16 protein-coding genes are annotated in these 14,278 nt (G+C 55.0%); 11 read left to right on the forward strand and 5 right to left on the reverse strand.

The features are described 5' to 3' along the window. Positions 1 to 111: 111 nt before the first annotated feature. Positions 112 to 1,791: an aspartate:alanine antiporter gene (locus tag WLO31_RS06525; protein ID WP_435929672.1), complete on the reverse strand. Its 1,680-nt coding sequence runs from the start codon at positions 1,789 to 1,791 to the stop codon at positions 112 to 114. 297 nt (positions 1,792 to 2,088) lie between these two features. Between WLO31_RS06525 and ybjM the strand changes: the two genes are divergently transcribed. Continuing rightward, a complete protein-coding gene (ybjM, locus tag WLO31_RS06530; protein ID WP_435929673.1) occupies positions 2,089 to 2,478 on the forward strand; it encodes an inner membrane protein YbjM in 390 nt (129 codons plus the stop codon). A 24-nt stretch (positions 2,479 to 2,502) separates the two neighbouring features. On the opposite strand, the gene WLO31_RS06535 is transcribed toward ybjM, so the two are convergent. After that, entirely contained in the window at positions 2,503 to 2,775 is a 273-nt protein-coding gene (locus WLO31_RS06535) for a GrxA family glutaredoxin (RefSeq protein ID WP_121267231.1), read from the reverse strand. A gap of 181 nt (positions 2,776 to 2,956) precedes the next feature. On the opposite strand from WLO31_RS06535, the gene WLO31_RS06540 reads away from it, so the two are divergent. From WLO31_RS06540 to rlmC, 10 genes are all read left to right on the forward strand, one after another. Next, the gene (locus tag WLO31_RS06540) at positions 2,957 to 3,256 is read left to right on the forward strand and encodes a YbjC family protein (RefSeq protein WP_435929674.1); all 300 of its coding nucleotides are present in this window, start codon (positions 2,957 to 2,959) and stop codon (positions 3,254 to 3,256) included. Further along, complete coding sequence (gene nfsA / locus WLO31_RS06545; RefSeq protein ID WP_435929675.1) at positions 3,240 to 3,962, forward strand: oxygen-insensitive NADPH nitroreductase; 723 nt, start codon at positions 3,240 to 3,242, stop codon at positions 3,960 to 3,962. The genes WLO31_RS06540 and nfsA overlap by 17 nt, the downstream gene beginning before the upstream one ends. Before the next feature lie 205 nt (positions 3,963 to 4,167). Further along, a complete protein-coding gene (gene rimK, locus WLO31_RS06550; RefSeq protein WP_435929676.1) occupies positions 4,168 to 5,070 on the forward strand; it encodes a 30S ribosomal protein S6--L-glutamate ligase in 903 nt (300 codons plus the stop codon). A gap of 91 nt (positions 5,071 to 5,161) precedes the next feature. Then, positions 5,162 to 5,641, forward strand: coding sequence for a YbjN domain-containing protein (locus WLO31_RS06555; RefSeq protein WP_435929677.1), 480 nt, complete (start codon positions 5,162 to 5,164; stop codon positions 5,639 to 5,641). 383 nt (positions 5,642 to 6,024) lie between these two features. Next, the gene (gene potF, locus WLO31_RS06560) at positions 6,025 to 7,137 is read left to right on the forward strand and encodes a spermidine/putrescine ABC transporter substrate-binding protein PotF (protein WP_435929678.1); all 1,113 of its coding nucleotides are present in this window, start codon (positions 6,025 to 6,027) and stop codon (positions 7,135 to 7,137) included. Positions 7,138 to 7,288: 151 nt separating this feature from the next. Then, complete coding sequence (gene potG, locus WLO31_RS06565) at positions 7,289 to 8,422, forward strand: putrescine ABC transporter ATP-binding subunit PotG (protein WP_435929679.1); 1,134 nt, start codon at positions 7,289 to 7,291, stop codon at positions 8,420 to 8,422. 9 nt (positions 8,423 to 8,431) lie between these two features. After that, positions 8,432 to 9,385: a putrescine ABC transporter permease PotH gene (gene potH, locus WLO31_RS06570; protein ID WP_435929680.1), complete on the forward strand. Its 954-nt coding sequence runs from the start codon at positions 8,432 to 8,434 to the stop codon at positions 9,383 to 9,385. Further along, entirely contained in the window at positions 9,382 to 10,227 is an 846-nt protein-coding gene (gene potI, locus WLO31_RS06575) for a putrescine ABC transporter permease PotI (RefSeq protein WP_435929681.1), read from the forward strand. Before potH ends, potI begins: the two co-directional genes overlap by 4 nt. An 81-nt stretch (positions 10,228 to 10,308) precedes the next feature. Then, positions 10,309 to 10,776, forward strand: a complete 468-nt coding sequence (locus WLO31_RS06580) for a YbjO family protein (RefSeq protein WP_435930535.1) — start codon at positions 10,309 to 10,311, stop codon at positions 10,774 to 10,776. A 48-nt stretch (positions 10,777 to 10,824) separates the two neighbouring features. Next, positions 10,825 to 11,955, forward strand: coding sequence for a 23S rRNA (uracil(747)-C(5))-methyltransferase RlmC (rlmC, locus tag WLO31_RS06585; protein ID WP_435929682.1), 1,131 nt, complete (start codon positions 10,825 to 10,827; stop codon positions 11,953 to 11,955). A gap of 46 nt (positions 11,956 to 12,001) precedes the next feature. On the opposite strand, the gene artJ is transcribed toward rlmC, so the two are convergent. The 3 genes from artJ to artQ all read right to left on the reverse strand — a co-directional run bounded on the left by artJ (position 12,002) and on the right by artQ (position 14,270). Further along, the gene (gene artJ, locus WLO31_RS06590; RefSeq protein WP_435929683.1) at positions 12,002 to 12,733 is read right to left on the reverse strand and encodes an arginine ABC transporter substrate-binding protein ArtJ; all 732 of its coding nucleotides are present in this window, start codon (positions 12,731 to 12,733) and stop codon (positions 12,002 to 12,004) included. Positions 12,734 to 12,885: 152 nt separating this feature from the next. After that, positions 12,886 to 13,554, reverse strand: coding sequence for an arginine ABC transporter permease ArtM (gene artM / locus WLO31_RS06595; protein ID WP_435929684.1), 669 nt, complete (start codon positions 13,552 to 13,554; stop codon positions 12,886 to 12,888). Next, a complete protein-coding gene (artQ, locus tag WLO31_RS06600; protein WP_435929685.1) occupies positions 13,554 to 14,270 on the reverse strand; it encodes an arginine ABC transporter permease ArtQ in 717 nt (238 codons plus the stop codon). The genes artM and artQ overlap by 1 nt, the downstream gene beginning before the upstream one ends. Between the last annotated feature and the right edge of the window lie 8 nt (positions 14,271 to 14,278).

Consider the following 14,278-nt stretch of genomic DNA (forward strand, 5'->3'; position numbering starts at 1 on the left):
ACAAATTGGGGACATCAAAGAAAAGCAGTGGCACTAATTAAGACTGGCGCCCACGCAAAAAGTTCTGTTCGTTATAAAAAAAAATCTATTTTTCTTTGTCTATGATGCGGATCACAAACCTGGCCATACGATGACGATGAGCGTACCTGCCAGCGTTAACAATACGTTAGCGATGGCGTAGGTGCCCGCATAGCCCAGGGCCGGGATATTGCTGCGCGCCACGTCGCTGATGATTTCCATTGCGGGCGCGCAGGTGCGTGCGCCCATCATCGCTCCGAAGAGCAGGGCACGGTTCATGCGCAGGACATAGGCGCCAAACAGGAAGCAAATCACTACCGGCACGAGGCTGACGATTATGCCGGCAATCAGCATCTGCCCGCCGACCGCGCCAACGTGGCCGATGCCGCTGCCCGCGCTCAGGCCCACGCCCGCCATAAATACCATCAGGCCGAACTCTTTCACCATGTTCAGCGCCCCCTGCGGGATATAGCCGAAGGTCGGGTGGTTGGCGCGCAGGAAGCCCAGCATAATGCCGGCGAACAAAAGCCCTGCTGCGTTACCAATACCGAAGCTGAACGAGCTGAACTGGAAGGTGATCATGCCGATCATCAGACCGATAATAAAGAAGGCGCAGAAGGCGAGCAGATCGGTTATCTGGCTGTGAATCGAGATAAAGCCGATACGTTCCGCAACGGTTTTCACGCGCCGCGCATCGCCGCTGACCTGCAATACATCGCCCTTGTTCAGCACAATATTGTCGTCGATGGGCATTTCAATCTGGCTGCGGATGACGCGGTTCAGGAAGCAGCCGTGATCGGTGAGTTTCAGCTGTCCCAGGCGACGGCCAACGGCATTATGGTTTTTTACCACGATCTCTTCGGTAACGATGCGCATATCCAGCAGGTCGCGATCGAACACTTCTTTGCCGTTGCGGAAGCTTGGATCGAGGCGGGAATGCGCATCGGGATAGCCGACAAGCGCGATTTCATCGCCTTTTTGCAGCACCGCATCGCCATCCGGGTTAGCCAGAATGCCGTTGCGGCGAATACGTTCTATATAGCAGCCGGTCTGGCGATAAATGCCCAGCTCGCGCAGATTTTTACCGTCCGCCCAGGCAACCAGTTCGGAGCCGACGCGATAGGCGCGAATAACGGGCAAATAGACTTTGCGCGTGGCGTCCGTGTCCAGACCGCGTTCGCGGGCGATTTGCTGGGCGCTGGTCTGCAGATCCTGATGCTGAAGTTTTGGCATATAGCGCGCGCCAACTATCAGGCTAACCAGACCTATCAGATAGGTAAGGGCGTAGCCGAGACTCAGGTGATCGAGCGAGGAGGCGAGCGCATCGCCCGATATGCCGGAGTGACGCAGCGTATCTCCGGCGCCCACCAGCACAGGGGTGGAGGTCATGGAGCCTGCCAGCATCCCGGCGGTGAGGCCAATATCCCAGCCAAACAGCTTCCCTAAACCCAGGGCTATCAACATAGCGCTGCCCACCATGACCAGGGCCAGCATCAGGTAGTTTTTCCCGTCGCGGAAGAAAATAGAGAAAAAGTTTGGTCCGGCTTCCACGCCCACGCAAAAAATGAACAGCATAAAGCCAAGGTTTAAGGCGTCGGTGTTGATGGCGAAGTGCTGCTGTCCCAGTAATAAAGAGACCACTAAAACACCAATGGAATTACCAAGTTGGACTGAACCAAGGCGTAATTTACCCAGGCACAACCCTAAGGTAAGCACCACAAATAATAACAGGATGTAATTCCCGTTTAACAAATCTGCGACGTTTATATTCACGAAGGCTAACTTCTTGTTTACCAGTAAGCTATTGAAAGAAAGCGTTTTTTAAGTTAATGTTTTTGCCAGTTACCGCATTAAGTAACGTATATTAAAAGCATCTGAATATCACACGTGACCCCCTGACATTGGCCGCTAGTTTAAGCTTTATGAACATTAACGGCTAGTAAGAATATTGTGCTGATTACAGCGTGCATTTTTGGCATGGATAGCCGCAACTTTATCAAATCTGAATCTCTTTGCGCGGCAAGGAGTAACGGTTTATTGGTTCGATACAGGTGACTTGAAGGAGAAAGTATGTACAGGCGTGGACAACGCTGGTTAGGGATAATCTGCTGCTTTGTGCTCTTTATTCTGGTTTTTCTGTCATTACACTTATGCGCGCCAGGCCGTTTTATAACCGCGAGTCATATGGAGCTGGGGTGTCTGTTTTTTGTTTTGCCCGGCGCCATAGCCAGCTTGCTGGTTAAAGACGGAAAAGTAATGGGGCCGCTGACGGGCGCATTACTGGCGCTGCCGCTTTGCCTGGTGCTGGCGCATACCATCTTAACGCCGGTCCGTTCTTTCTGGCAGGAGATGGCCTGGCTGTTCAGCGCGGTATTCTGGACGTCGCTGGGATCGCTGAGCTTGCTGCTGGTCAATATGCTGCACAGGCGGACCACAGGCACAAAAAAACCGGCTCGCTGAGCCGGTTTTTCATATCTTTACCTGCTACTCTGCGCTCTGGAACAACGCCAGGTGCTCTTTCGCGTAAGCTTCGAAATCGGTGCAACCGCCAATGTGTTTCTGGTCGAGGAAAATCTGCGGTACGGTTTCAACCGGCTTACCAACGGTTTTTTCCAGATCGGCCTTGGTGATGCCTTCAGCGTGGATATCCACGTAGCGGAAGTTAAAGTCGTCACGCTCAGCGGTCAGTTTCTCAGCCAACTCTTTAGCACGAACGCAATACGGGCAGCCTGGGCGCCCAAAAATGACTGCAAACATGGTATCTCCTTAGTTTTTATGGCCGATCCGAACCGGCGAATGAGAAGCATAATGCCGGTAAGTTGCCGTTTTGAAAAGAAGGTCCTGCCTGTTAGTTTGATATCCAGCATCTATGGCTACCCTCTTCAGGGCCGGACAAACAGGGTATACTAAAGCGTTAATTGCTTCTGGAGACAAGCGGATGCGTTCACTCGGTGCGTTACCCAGACCGATATTAATACTCGAAGTTATCGGTATCGGCTTTTTACTGCTCGCCTGGCTCTCTGTGCGTGGATATCTCTCTTTACCCGCACCAATCGGTAGTGCTGGCGCCGCTATTGGCATGGTATTTTTGGGCATTGCGCTGATGATCCCGGCAGCAGCGCTAATGGTATGGTCCATGGCGCAACATATTGCACCGCTGGTGACCAAAGGCCCGCTGCCAGAAGCTAAATTGCCAACCGATAAGACAAAGGAAAAACGAGATGACGCCGACCATTGATCTGTTATGCGCGCACCGTTCCATTCGCAGGTTCACCGATGAGCCCATCACAGACGAACAACGCGCGGCAATTATAGCCAGCGCCCAGTCGGCCTCCAGCTCCAGTTTTTTGCAGTGCAGTTCGATAATTCGTATTACTGATAAAACGATGCGCGAACAGTTTGTGTCGCTAACCGGCGGGCAGCAGCACGTGGCGCAGGCCGCGGAGTTCTGGTTATTTTGCGCCGATTTTAACCGCCTGTTGCAGATTTGCCCGGATGCCGAGCTGGGTCTTGCTGAGCAGCTGTTGTTAGGGGCCGTGGACACCGCCATTATGGGGCAAAACGCCTTTACCGCCGCGGAATCGCTGGGGCTGGGCGGCGTATATATCGGTGGCATTCGCAACAGCATTGAAGCCGTCACCGGGCTTCTCGATTTACCAAAGCATGTCCTGCCGTTGTTTGGGCTGTGCCTGGGCTGGCCCGATCAGGATCACGGTATAAAACCGCGTATGCCTGCCGCCATGCTGGTGCATGAAAATCACTATCAGCCAGTTGATAAAGAGCGGCTGGCGCAGTACGACGAGGAGATAGCCCGCTATTACCTTTCCCGCGACAGCAACGCGCGGCGGGACACCTGGAGCGACCATATTCGCCGCACCGTTATTAAAGAAAGCCGCCCGTTTATCCTGGATTATTTGCATAGGCAGGGCTGGGCTACACGCTAGTTTCCTCGGTGGCGCGGTGTTCCGCCCGCCGTTAAAGATAATCCCCGCAGAGCTGTATACCTTGTACGATCCCGGTCAGCCCACAACCACCACCGGCAATTCATTGACGCCTTGAAAAAGTCGCCGGCTACGTTGCCCCATCGTTGAAAGCGCGGCGCAGTGATATGATAGACGCGCCGTTGTTATCGTTGCGCAGAGGTGCAGGGTGAAAATCGCCATTTTGTCCCGGGATGGTACGCTTTATTCATGTAAACGCCTGCGTGAGGCGGCGATGCGCCGCGGCCACGCGGTGGAAATTATCGATCCGCTATCATGCTATATGAACATCAACCCGGCGGCGCCATCGGTGCATTACAAGGGCCGTCAGCTTCCCTATTATGATGCGGTGATCCCGCGTATCGGCTCGGCCATCACCTTTTACGGTACGGCGGTGCTGCGTCAGTTTGAGATGCTGGGCAGTTATCCGCTTAATGAGTCCGTCGCCATCACGCGCGCGCGCGACAAACTCCGTTCGTTACAGCTGCTGGCTCGTCAGGGTATTGATTTGCCCGTGACCGGCTTTGCCCACTCCCCGGATGACACCAGCGATCTTATCGATATGGTAGGCGGCGCGCCGCTGGTGGTGAAGCTGGTGGAAGGGACGCAGGGGATTGGCGTGGTGCTGGCGGAAACGCGTCAGGCCGCAGAGAGCGTTATTGATGCGTTTCGCGGCCTGAATGCACATATTCTGGTGCAGGAATATATTAAAGAAGCGCAGGGCGCGGATATTCGCTGCCTGGTGATAGGAAATAAAGTTGTAGCCGCTATTGAACGGCAGGCGAAACCCGGCGACTTCCGCTCGAATTTACATCGCGGCGGGCAGGCAAACCCGGTCACTATTACCGGGCGTGAACGTGAAATCGCGTTGCAGGCGGCAACAACCTTAGGGCTTGACGTCGCGGGGGTAGATATTTTGCGCGCCAGCCGTGGCCCGTTAGTTATGGAAGTCAATGCTTCGCCAGGGCTCGAAGGCATTGAAAAAACAAGCGGTGTCGATATAGCAACGCTTATGATCGAATGGACAGAGCTACAGGCGCAGCCCGGCTTTTGCCTGAAAACCGGCGGATAAGCGCCAGCCGGGCGCATAAACATAGTATGAGGCGTCATTTTTGCGTAAGCTATGGCGCGACTTTAACCATCTTTAAGAGGCATCTGCATTTATGGATTCACTCGTTGTCCCGACCCTGGACACCTTACGCCGCTGGCTGGATGAAACTGGCGTGACTATTTTCGAGTGCGATACCTGCCAGGCGCTGCATCTGCCGCATATGCAGAATTTCGAGGGTGTTTACGATGCCAAAATCGATCTGGTTGATAATATCGTACTCTTTTCAGCGCTTGCTGAAGTAAAACCTTCCGCTTTGCTGCCGCTGGCTGCCGATCTCTCTTCGATTAACGCAAGCTCGCTGACCGTGAAAGCGTTTCTTGACGTGCAGGACGATAACCTGCCGAAGCTCGTAGTCTGTCAGTCGCTGCAGGTATCGGTTGGGGTCACACGTGAACAGTTTACCGCCTTCGTAAAACAGAGCGAGGAGCAGATCTCTATGGTCATCCTTGAAGCCTGCGCAAACCAGCTGCTTTATATCGCTGAAGAAGAAGAGCCGGTCGGCACAGCTATTCAGACTCACTTTCTCCATTAACGCCGGCATAATCAGGCGCAGTGGCTGTCGGACCCGCTGCGTTCTGCACTTTTTTATTCTGCTTTAAAGCCCATCAGCCAGCATTATTCTCTCCCCTGATGCCTTCACGGGCCGATCCCATAGACCAGATATCCTTAAAAAATTGATAAAAGGCGTTTTTTTCTCCGGGCTCTGTTCGCCAACCCTGGCTACAGTTATTCTTGCGGGGCTGCCAAAAGCGTGCAACGTCTGCAGAAATCGTCGGGTCTTTTTTCGCTGCAGACTGAATAGAGATGCATGATTCTTGCATGTCTCGAATGTGAGAACTTCACGCGTACAAGCCGTATTGAGTAAATTAAGCTCGCGACCGCGAGGTTTTACCCTTTATTCAGAAGGAATGAGATATGTTCGCCCAACGTAAAAAATGGTTGTCGGCTTTGGTTGCAGGTGCGGTGATGGCGGCGTCCGCCAGCGTGGCTGCGGCAGAACAAAAGACGCTGCACGTCTATAACTGGTCTGATTATATTGCGCCGGACACGCTGGCAAACTTCACCAAAGAAACCGGCATTAAAGTGGTCTACGACGTTTTCGACTCTAACGAAGTGCTCGAAGGGAAACTGATGGCCGGCAGCACCGGTTACGATCTGGTGGTTCCTTCATCCCAGTTCCTGGAGCGCCAGGCTCAGGCCGGTATTTTCCAGCCGCTTGATAAAAGCAAACTGCCAAACTACAAAAACCTCGATCCGGCAATGCTCAAGCTGGTGGCGCAAAACGACCACGATAATAAATACGGCATTCCGTACATGATGGTGACGACCGGCATCGGCTATAACGTCGAGAAGGTGAAAGCCGTGCTGGGCAAAGATGCGCCGGTGAACAGTTGGGATCTGATCTTTAAGCCGGAAAATCTCGAAAAACTCAAAAGCTGCGGCGTCTCATTCCTGGACGCGCCGAGCGAGGTTTATGCCAGCGTCCTGCACTATCTGGGCAAAGATCCCAACAGCTCCGATCCGAAGGATTACACCGGAGCGGCTAACGATCTGCTGATGAAGCTGCGTCCCTCCATTCGTTATTTCCACTCGTCTCAGTACATTAACGATCTCGCGAACGGCGATATCTGCGTGGCGATCGGCTGGTCCGGCGATATTCTGCAGGCCGCCAACCGTGCCAAAGAAGCAAAAAATGGCGTGAATATTGCGTACACCATTCCGAAAGAAGGGGCGATGGTCTACTTCGACATGTTCGCCATGCCAAAAGATGCGAAAAATCAGGACGAGGCCTATCAGTTCCTTAACTACCTGATGAAGCCGGACGTGGTGGCAAATATCAGCAATCACGTTTATTACGCTAACGCTAATAAAGAAGCCACGCCGCTGCTGAATGCTGAAGTACGCGATAATCCGGGCATTTATCCGCCGGCCGATGTCCGTGCGAAGCTCTTCACGCAGAAGGTGTTATCGCCAAAAGTGGACCGTGTGATCACCCGCGCATGGACTAAAGTTAAAACTGGGAAATAAGTAAACCTGTTAGCGACTTAACACGGTTTGCAACGGGACGCTGCACCCAGATGGTGCGGTTGCCCCAATACGGACGCAGGCTAGCCTGCGTCCGTCATTAGTGCGGCAACCGGGCCGCACCCTTCTGTGCTTTTGCCGGAGAGCAACATAATTGAACGACGCAATCCCCCGCCCGCAGGCGAAAATTCGCAAGGCGCTGACACCGCTGCTGGAAATCCGCAACCTGACTAAATCCTTCGACGGGCAACACGCCGTGGACGACGTCAGCCTCACGATTTATAAAGGTGAAATTTTTGCCCTGCTCGGGCCTTCCGGCTGTGGAAAATCGACGCTGCTGCGTATGCTGGCCGGTTTTGAACCGCCAAGCACCGGGCAAATCATGCTCGACGGCGTGGATCTGTCCCACGTTCCTCCGTATCAGCGTCCGATCAACATGATGTTCCAGTCATACGCGCTTTTTCCGCATATGACCGTTGAACAAAATATCGCCTTCGGGCTTAAGCAGGATAAGCTGCCCAAAGCGGAGATCGCCCAGCGCGTGCAGGAAATGCTGGCGCTGGTGCACATGCAGGAGTTTGCTAAACGTAAGCCGCATCAGCTTTCCGGCGGCCAGCGCCAGCGTGTTGCCCTGGCGCGAAGCCTGGCAAAACGGCCGAAGCTGCTGCTGCTCGATGAGCCAATGGGCGCGCTGGATAAAAAACTGCGCGACCGTATGCAGCTCGAAGTGGTGGATATCCTTGAGCGAGTCGGCGTGACCTGCGTAATGGTGACGCACGATCAGGAAGAGGCGATGACCATGGCCGGGCGTATCGCCATTATGAACCGCGGCAAGTTTGTACAAATCGGCGAGCCGGAGGAGATCTACGAGCATCCGACAACCCGCTACAGCGCTGAGTTTATCGGCTCCGTTAACGTGTTCGAAGGGCTGCTGAAAGCGCGTGAAGAAGACGGTTTGATCGTCGAAAGCCCGGGGCTTGTCCATCCGCTGAAGGTGGATCCCGACACCTCGGTTGTTGATGGCGTGCCGGTCTATATTGCGCTGCGCCCGGAGAAGGTCATGCTCTGCGACGAACCGCCCGCCGACGGCTTCAATTTTGCGGTTGGCGAAGTGGTGCACATCGCTTATCTGGGCGATCTCTCCATTTACCATGTGCGTCTTAAGAGCGGGCAGATGATCAGCGCGCAGATGCAAAACGATCGGCGTTTCCGTAAAGGCGCTCCTGGCTGGGGCGATGAAGTCCGCCTTTGCTGGGATACGGAAAGTTGTGTAGTTCTGACGGTTTAAGGGGGCGCAATGAGCACATTAACTGAACGCCCGGCAGATCCGCCGGCAGGCGGTCTCGCAACGTGGCTTGCGCGCCTGCAAATGGCGCATGGCCGCAAGCTGGTCATCGCTCTGCCGTATCTGTGGCTGATCCTGCTGTTTATGCTGCCGTTCCTGATAGTCTTTAAGATAAGCTTTGCGGAGATGGCGCGTGCGATACCACCTTATACCGATCTGTTGACGTGGGCGGACGATAGGCTTTCGGTAGCGCTGAACTTTGCTAACTACTTCCAGCTCACCGACGATCCGCTTTATGCGGAAGCGTATTTACAGTCGTTGCAGATTGCCGCGGTCTCCACGCTTTGCTGTCTGGCGATAGGCTATCCCCTTGCATGGGCGGTGGCGCACAGCAAGCCATCGACGCGCAATATTCTGCTGCTGCTGGTGATCCTGCCGTCGTGGACATCTTTCCTGATCCGCGTTTATGCGTGGATGGGCATCCTTAAAAATAACGGCGTGCTTAATAACGTGCTGATATGGCTGGGCGTTATCGACCAGCCGCTGACTATTTTACACACCAATCTTGCCGTATATATCGGGGTGGTGTACGCCTATCTGCCGTTTATGGTGCTGCCGATTTATACCGCGCTGACGCGAATTGATTACTCGCTGGTGGAAGCCTCGCTGGATCTGGGCGCACGTCCGCTGAAAACGTTCTTCAGCGTCATTGTGCCGCTGACCAAGGGCGGGATTATCGCCGGATCTATGCTGGTGTTTATCCCGGCGGTCGGGGAGTTTGTGATCCCTGAACTGCTCGGCGGGCCGGACAGCATTATGATTGGCCGCGTGCTGTGGCAGGAGTTCTTCAATAACCGCGACTGGCCGGTGGCCTCAAGCGTCGCCATCGTTATGCTCCTGCTGCTGATTGTGCCCATTATGTGGTTCCATAAATACCAGAATAAAGCGGCGGAGGACCACGCATGAACAACTTACCGGTCGTGCGTTCCCCGTGGCGAATTGCCATTCTGGTTATCGGCTTTACCTTCCTGTATGCGCCGATGCTGATGCTGGTGATTTATTCCTTCAACAGCTCAAAGCTGGTAACGGTCTGGGCGGGCTGGTCAACGCGCTGGTATACGGAGCTGTTCCATGATTCCGCCATGATGAGCGCGGTAGGGCTGAGCCTGACGATTGCGGCAGCGGCGGCAACCATGGCCGTGGTGCTGGGGACAATCGCGGCGGTGGTGATGGTGCGCTTTGGCACATTCCGCGGCTCGACGGGTTTCGCCTTTATGCTGACCGCGCCGCTGGTTATGCCGGACGTTATCACCGGGCTATCGCTGCTGCTGCTGTTCGTCGCGCTGGGACATGCGATTGGCTGGCCGAGCGACCGCGGTATGCTGACCATCTGGCTTGCGCACGTCACGTTCTGTACCGCGTATGTATCGGTAGTTATCAGCTCGCGTCTGAGGGAGCTTGATCGCTCCATCGAAGAGGCGGCGATGGATCTTGGTGCCACGCCGCTGAAAGTCTTCTTTGTGATAACCGTCCCGATGATTGCGCCGGCGATTATCTCCGGCTGGCTGCTGGCCTTTACCCTGTCGCTTGACGATCTGGTGATTGCGAGCTTTGTCTCCGGACCCGGCGCCACAACCCTGCCGATGCTGGTATTCTCAAGCGTGCGTATGGGGGTAAATCCGGAAATTAACGCTCTGGCGTCGATTATCCTCGGCGTGGTGGGCGTTATCGGGCTAATAGCGTGGTGGTTTATGGCGCGAGCAGAAAAGCAGCGACTGCGCGATATCCAGCGCGCAAGGCGTGGCTGAAACGCATAAAATCTGCAATTATTATACCTCCAGCGCCGCGCCTGACGCGGCGCTGTGCCGTATGGAACGCGAGGTGCGCAAATTTTCAGGAAACGACGCAGTCATCAGGCTAAATTAAACGTCCCCACGCTTGTCGCGGTGGCGGCCATCGCTATTCTGACCACCCGCTGTCTGGATTTGCTGATGCTGCTTAACCTTCTGGGCGTACGGGGGATGATAGATTTTGTCCAACGCAGCGTACAAACCTGGAGCCTGACGCTGATTTTTCTCGGCAGCCTGGTCATGCTCTGCGTCGAGGTGCGCTGTGCGTTTGTCATTCTGAAAGGAAAGTCATGGGGACGTTGGCTCTATCTCGCCACGCAGGTGATAGCGGTGAGCTACCTGTGGGCGGCTTCGCTGGGCTGGGGTTATCCGGAGCTGTTCAGCATTCCCGGCGAGTCGAAACGTGAGATCTTCCACTCGCTGGTAATGCAGAAGCTGCCGGATATGCTGGTGCTGTTCCTGCTTTTTGCCCCTTCGCGCAGCAGGCTTTTTTTCAAACTTCAGTAAGCGCGCGGTGATACAATCTGCGCCCTCGTCTTATTTCAGGGTTTTACTATGCATTGCGCGCTCTATGATGCAGGCCGTTGCCGCTCCTGTCAGTGGATTGAACAGCCCGTTTCCGATCAACTCACCGCTAAAATGAACGACCTGCGTCGGCTGCTGGGTGACGTTGCGGTGACAGAGTGGCGCGCGCCGGTGAGCGGTCCTGAACGGGCGTTTCGTAATAAGGCCAAAATGGTCGTCAGCGGCAGCGTGGAAAAACCGCTGCTGGGTATGCTGCACCGCGACGGCTCTGCCGAAGATTTGACCGATTGCCCGCTGTACCCGGCATCTTTCCAGGCTGTTTTTGCCACGCTGAAACCCTTTATCGCCCGCGCCGGCTTAACGCCTTATAACGTGGCGCGTAAACGGGGCGAGCTGAAATATCTGTTGCTGACTGAGAGCCGGCTTGACGGCGGGCTGATGCTGCGCTTCGTGCTGCGTTCGGCTGGCAAGCTCGAACAGCTTCGCGCGGCCCTGCCCTGGCTGCAACAGCAGCTGCCGCAGTTAAAGGTTATCTCCGCCAATATTCAGCCCGTGCATATGGCCATTATGGAAGGGGAGCAGGAGATACCGCTGACCGAACAGCGCGCGCTGGAAGAGCAGTTTAACGGCGTGCCGCTGTATATCCGTCCGCAAAGCTTCTTCCAGACTAACCCCGTCGTTGCTGCCTCGCTTTATGCAAGCGCCCGCGACTGGGTGAGCGCGCTGCCGGTTAAGCATATGTGGGATTTATTCTGCGGAGTGGGCGGGTTTGGCCTGCACTGTGCGACGCCGGATATGAAGCTGACCGGTATTGAAATTGCGCCGGAGGCTATCGCCAGCGCGCGCCTGTCGGCGGCAAAACTCGGGCTGACAGACATTCACTTCCAGGCGCTGGATTCCACGCAGTTCGCCACCGATCAGCGGGATATTCCCGATCTGGTGCTGGTGAATCCGCCAAGGCGCGGCATCGGCCAGGCGCTGTGCTATTACCTGAACGGCGTGGCGCCAAAGTATATTATCTATTCAAGCTGTAATGCGCAGACCATGGCGCGGGACATTTCGTCCCTGTCGGGCTATCGGGTTGAGCGGGTGCAGCTGTTTGATATGTTCCCGCATACGGCGCATTACGAGGTGCTGACGCTTCTGGTCAGAGCAGATTAAAGGGCGGGGCGGATAAGCTTGCGCCATCCGCCGTTTTTGCCAGAGCTTACTGCGGGAACCATCGATCGTTGATTTTCTGGTAAGTGCCGTCAGCTTTAATCGCCGCCAGCGCGTCGTTAAGTTTTTTCAGCAACGCTTTATTTTCCGGGCGTACCGCAATGCCAAGGCCGGTGCCGAAGTATTGCGGGTCAGTAACGTGTTCGCCGACCGTGCCAAGCTGCGGATTGGTTTTCAGCCATTCGTTCACCACCGCGGTATCGCCAAATACCCCATCAATACGGCCATTTTTCAGATCGATAATCGCGTTCTGATAGCTGTCGTAGGAAACCGTTTTGATTTCCGGATGCTTATCCTGCAGGTATTTCTGATGCGTGGTGCCGTTCTCCATACCGATGCGTTTGCCCTTCAGATCTTCCAGAGACTTAAATGCCCCTTTCTTAGCGATGACTACGGCTGAGTTTGCATAGTACGGACTGGTGAAGGCGACCTGTTTGCTGCGTTCCGGCGTGATATCCATGCCGGAGATCACCGCGTCGTATTTACGGAATTTCAAAGACGGGATCAGGCTGTCAAACGCGTGGTTGGTAAAGGTGCACTCCGCCTGCATCTGTTTGCATAAAGCTTTCGCCAGATCGATATCAAAACCGACGATCTGATTGCTGGCATCGAGCGATTCAAAAGGCGGATAGGTTGCCGAAGCACCAAAGTTGATCTTATCTGCTGCGGCGGCGCTGAATGCGGCTGTAGCGAGCATAGCGGCTAAAAGTAACTTCTTCATGTGTGGCTCCCGTCTGTCGTGTTTATTCTCTCATCGTCGTTTTCCGACGTCAGATAACCATGCCAGTAAATGAATTTATATTCAATAAAAACGTATAATTATACGCATATAAATATAAAAAAGGCGGGAAGATCCCCGCCTTAGCAAGCCTGTTAGCTTCGGCGTTCAAAGGCCAGCGCACGGCGTTCTATCAGACGCATCGCCAGCGTTAACCCGCCGTTGACCACCAGATAAACCAGGCCCGCGGCGCCAAACACCGTTACGTCGTAGGTACGCCCGTACAGCAGTTGCCCGTAGCCCATCACCTCCATCAGCGTAATGGTATAGGCCAGAGACGTGCTCTTGAACACCAGCACCACTTCGTTGGAGTAAGACGACAGGGCGCGTTTAAAGGCGTACGGCAGCAAAATGGCCAGCGTATCTTTTTTGCTCATCCCCAGCGCGCCGCAGGATTGCCACTGGCCTTCCGGGATCGCGCGGATAGCGCCGTAAAAGAGCTGCGTGGTGTACGCGGCGCTGTTCAGAGAAAGCGCAATCAGCGCGCACAGCCAGGGCTCAGAGAGCAGGTGCCAGAGCGCCGGGTAGTTCTGTATCGACGGGAACTGACCCGGGCCGTAGTAAATCAGGAAGATTTGCACCAGCAGCGGCGTGCCGGTGAACAGCGTGATATAGGCGCGAACGATGTACACCAGCACCGGCGTTTTTAGCGTCAGGATGATGGTGAAAATCAGCGACAGCATCAGCGCCACGACAATAGATGCTGCGGTCAGCGTCAGGCTGGTGTGCAGGCCCTTAAGCAGCTGCGGTAAATATTCAAGCATCAGCCGGACCTCCGCTCAAAGCGCGTGGCGCGCCTGTCGATACGTTTGAGGATGTACTGGCTCACAAGCGTAATCACCAGATAAATCGCGGCGGCGATGACATACCAGGTAAACGGCTCCTGGGTGCGAGTGGCAATACTTCTGGTCTGCAACATCAAATCGTTGACGCTGATAAGCGACACCAGGGCGGTATCCTTCAGCAGCACCAGCCACTGATTACCCAGCCCCGGCAACGCATGGCGCCACATCTGCGGCATCACCAGCCGGAAGAAGATGGCCGCTTTCGATAGGCCCAGCGCCTGGCCTGATTCCCACTGCCCGACGGGCACGGCTTTCAGCGCGCCGCGCAGCGTTTGCGAAGCGTAAGCGGAATAGAGCAGGGAGAGGGCAATCACGCCGCACAGGAACGGGCTGACGTCGAAGTTCTCAATCTGCATCTGCACCGGGATCTGCGCAAACCCAAGCTGCAGGGTAAAGCCGTCAGATAAGGTCAGCAGCAGCTGAGAGGAGCCAAAATAGATAAAGAGCACGACCAGAATTTCAGGCAGGCCGCGCAGCACGGTCACCAGCGCTGAGCCAGCCCATGCCACCGGTCGCCATCTGGCAGACTCCCAGACAGCGAAGAGCATCGCCAACGCAAGGCCGATGACCAGCGCACAAACGGCAAGGCCGACGGTCATCCCGGCGGCGCTTGCTAAAGGAAACATTTCGTTCATTCAGCGTG

The organism is Dryocola sharpae (assembly GCF_051307055.1).
In the GTDB taxonomy this organism is placed as follows: domain Bacteria; phylum Pseudomonadota; class Gammaproteobacteria; order Enterobacterales; family Enterobacteriaceae; genus Dryocola.

Bases quoted from the DNA above. Each gene is read 5' to 3' on its own strand.
- artQ (WP_435929685.1), bottom strand. From the start codon at position 14,270: ATGAACGAAATGTTTCCTTTAGCAAGCGCCGCCGGGATGACCGTCGGC.
- potI (WP_435929681.1), top strand. From the start codon at position 9,382: ATGAACAACTTACCGGTCGTGCGTTCCCCGTGGCGAATTGCCATTCTG.
- potF (WP_435929678.1), top strand. From the start codon at position 6,025: ATGTTCGCCCAACGTAAAAAATGGTTGTCGGCTTTGGTTGCAGGTGCG.
- nfsA (WP_435929675.1), top strand. From the start codon at position 3,240: ATGACGCCGACCATTGATCTGTTATGCGCGCACCGTTCCATTCGCAGG.
- potH (WP_435929680.1), top strand. From the start codon at position 8,432: ATGAGCACATTAACTGAACGCCCGGCAGATCCGCCGGCAGGCGGTCTC.
- rlmC (WP_435929682.1), top strand. From the start codon at position 10,825: ATGCATTGCGCGCTCTATGATGCAGGCCGTTGCCGCTCCTGTCAGTGG.
- WLO31_RS06540 (WP_435929674.1), top strand. From the start codon at position 2,957: ATGCGTTCACTCGGTGCGTTACCCAGACCGATATTAATACTCGAAGTT.
- WLO31_RS06535 (WP_121267231.1), bottom strand. From the start codon at position 2,775: ATGTTTGCAGTCATTTTTGGGCGCCCAGGCTGCCCGTATTGCGTTCGT.
- ybjM (WP_435929673.1), top strand. From the start codon at position 2,089: ATGTACAGGCGTGGACAACGCTGGTTAGGGATAATCTGCTGCTTTGTG.
- artM (WP_435929684.1), bottom strand. From the start codon at position 13,554: ATGCTTGAATATTTACCGCAGCTGCTTAAGGGCCTGCACACCAGCCTG.
- artJ (WP_435929683.1), bottom strand. From the start codon at position 12,733: ATGAAGAAGTTACTTTTAGCCGCTATGCTCGCTACAGCCGCATTCAGC.
- WLO31_RS06555 (WP_435929677.1), top strand. From the start codon at position 5,162: ATGGATTCACTCGTTGTCCCGACCCTGGACACCTTACGCCGCTGGCTG.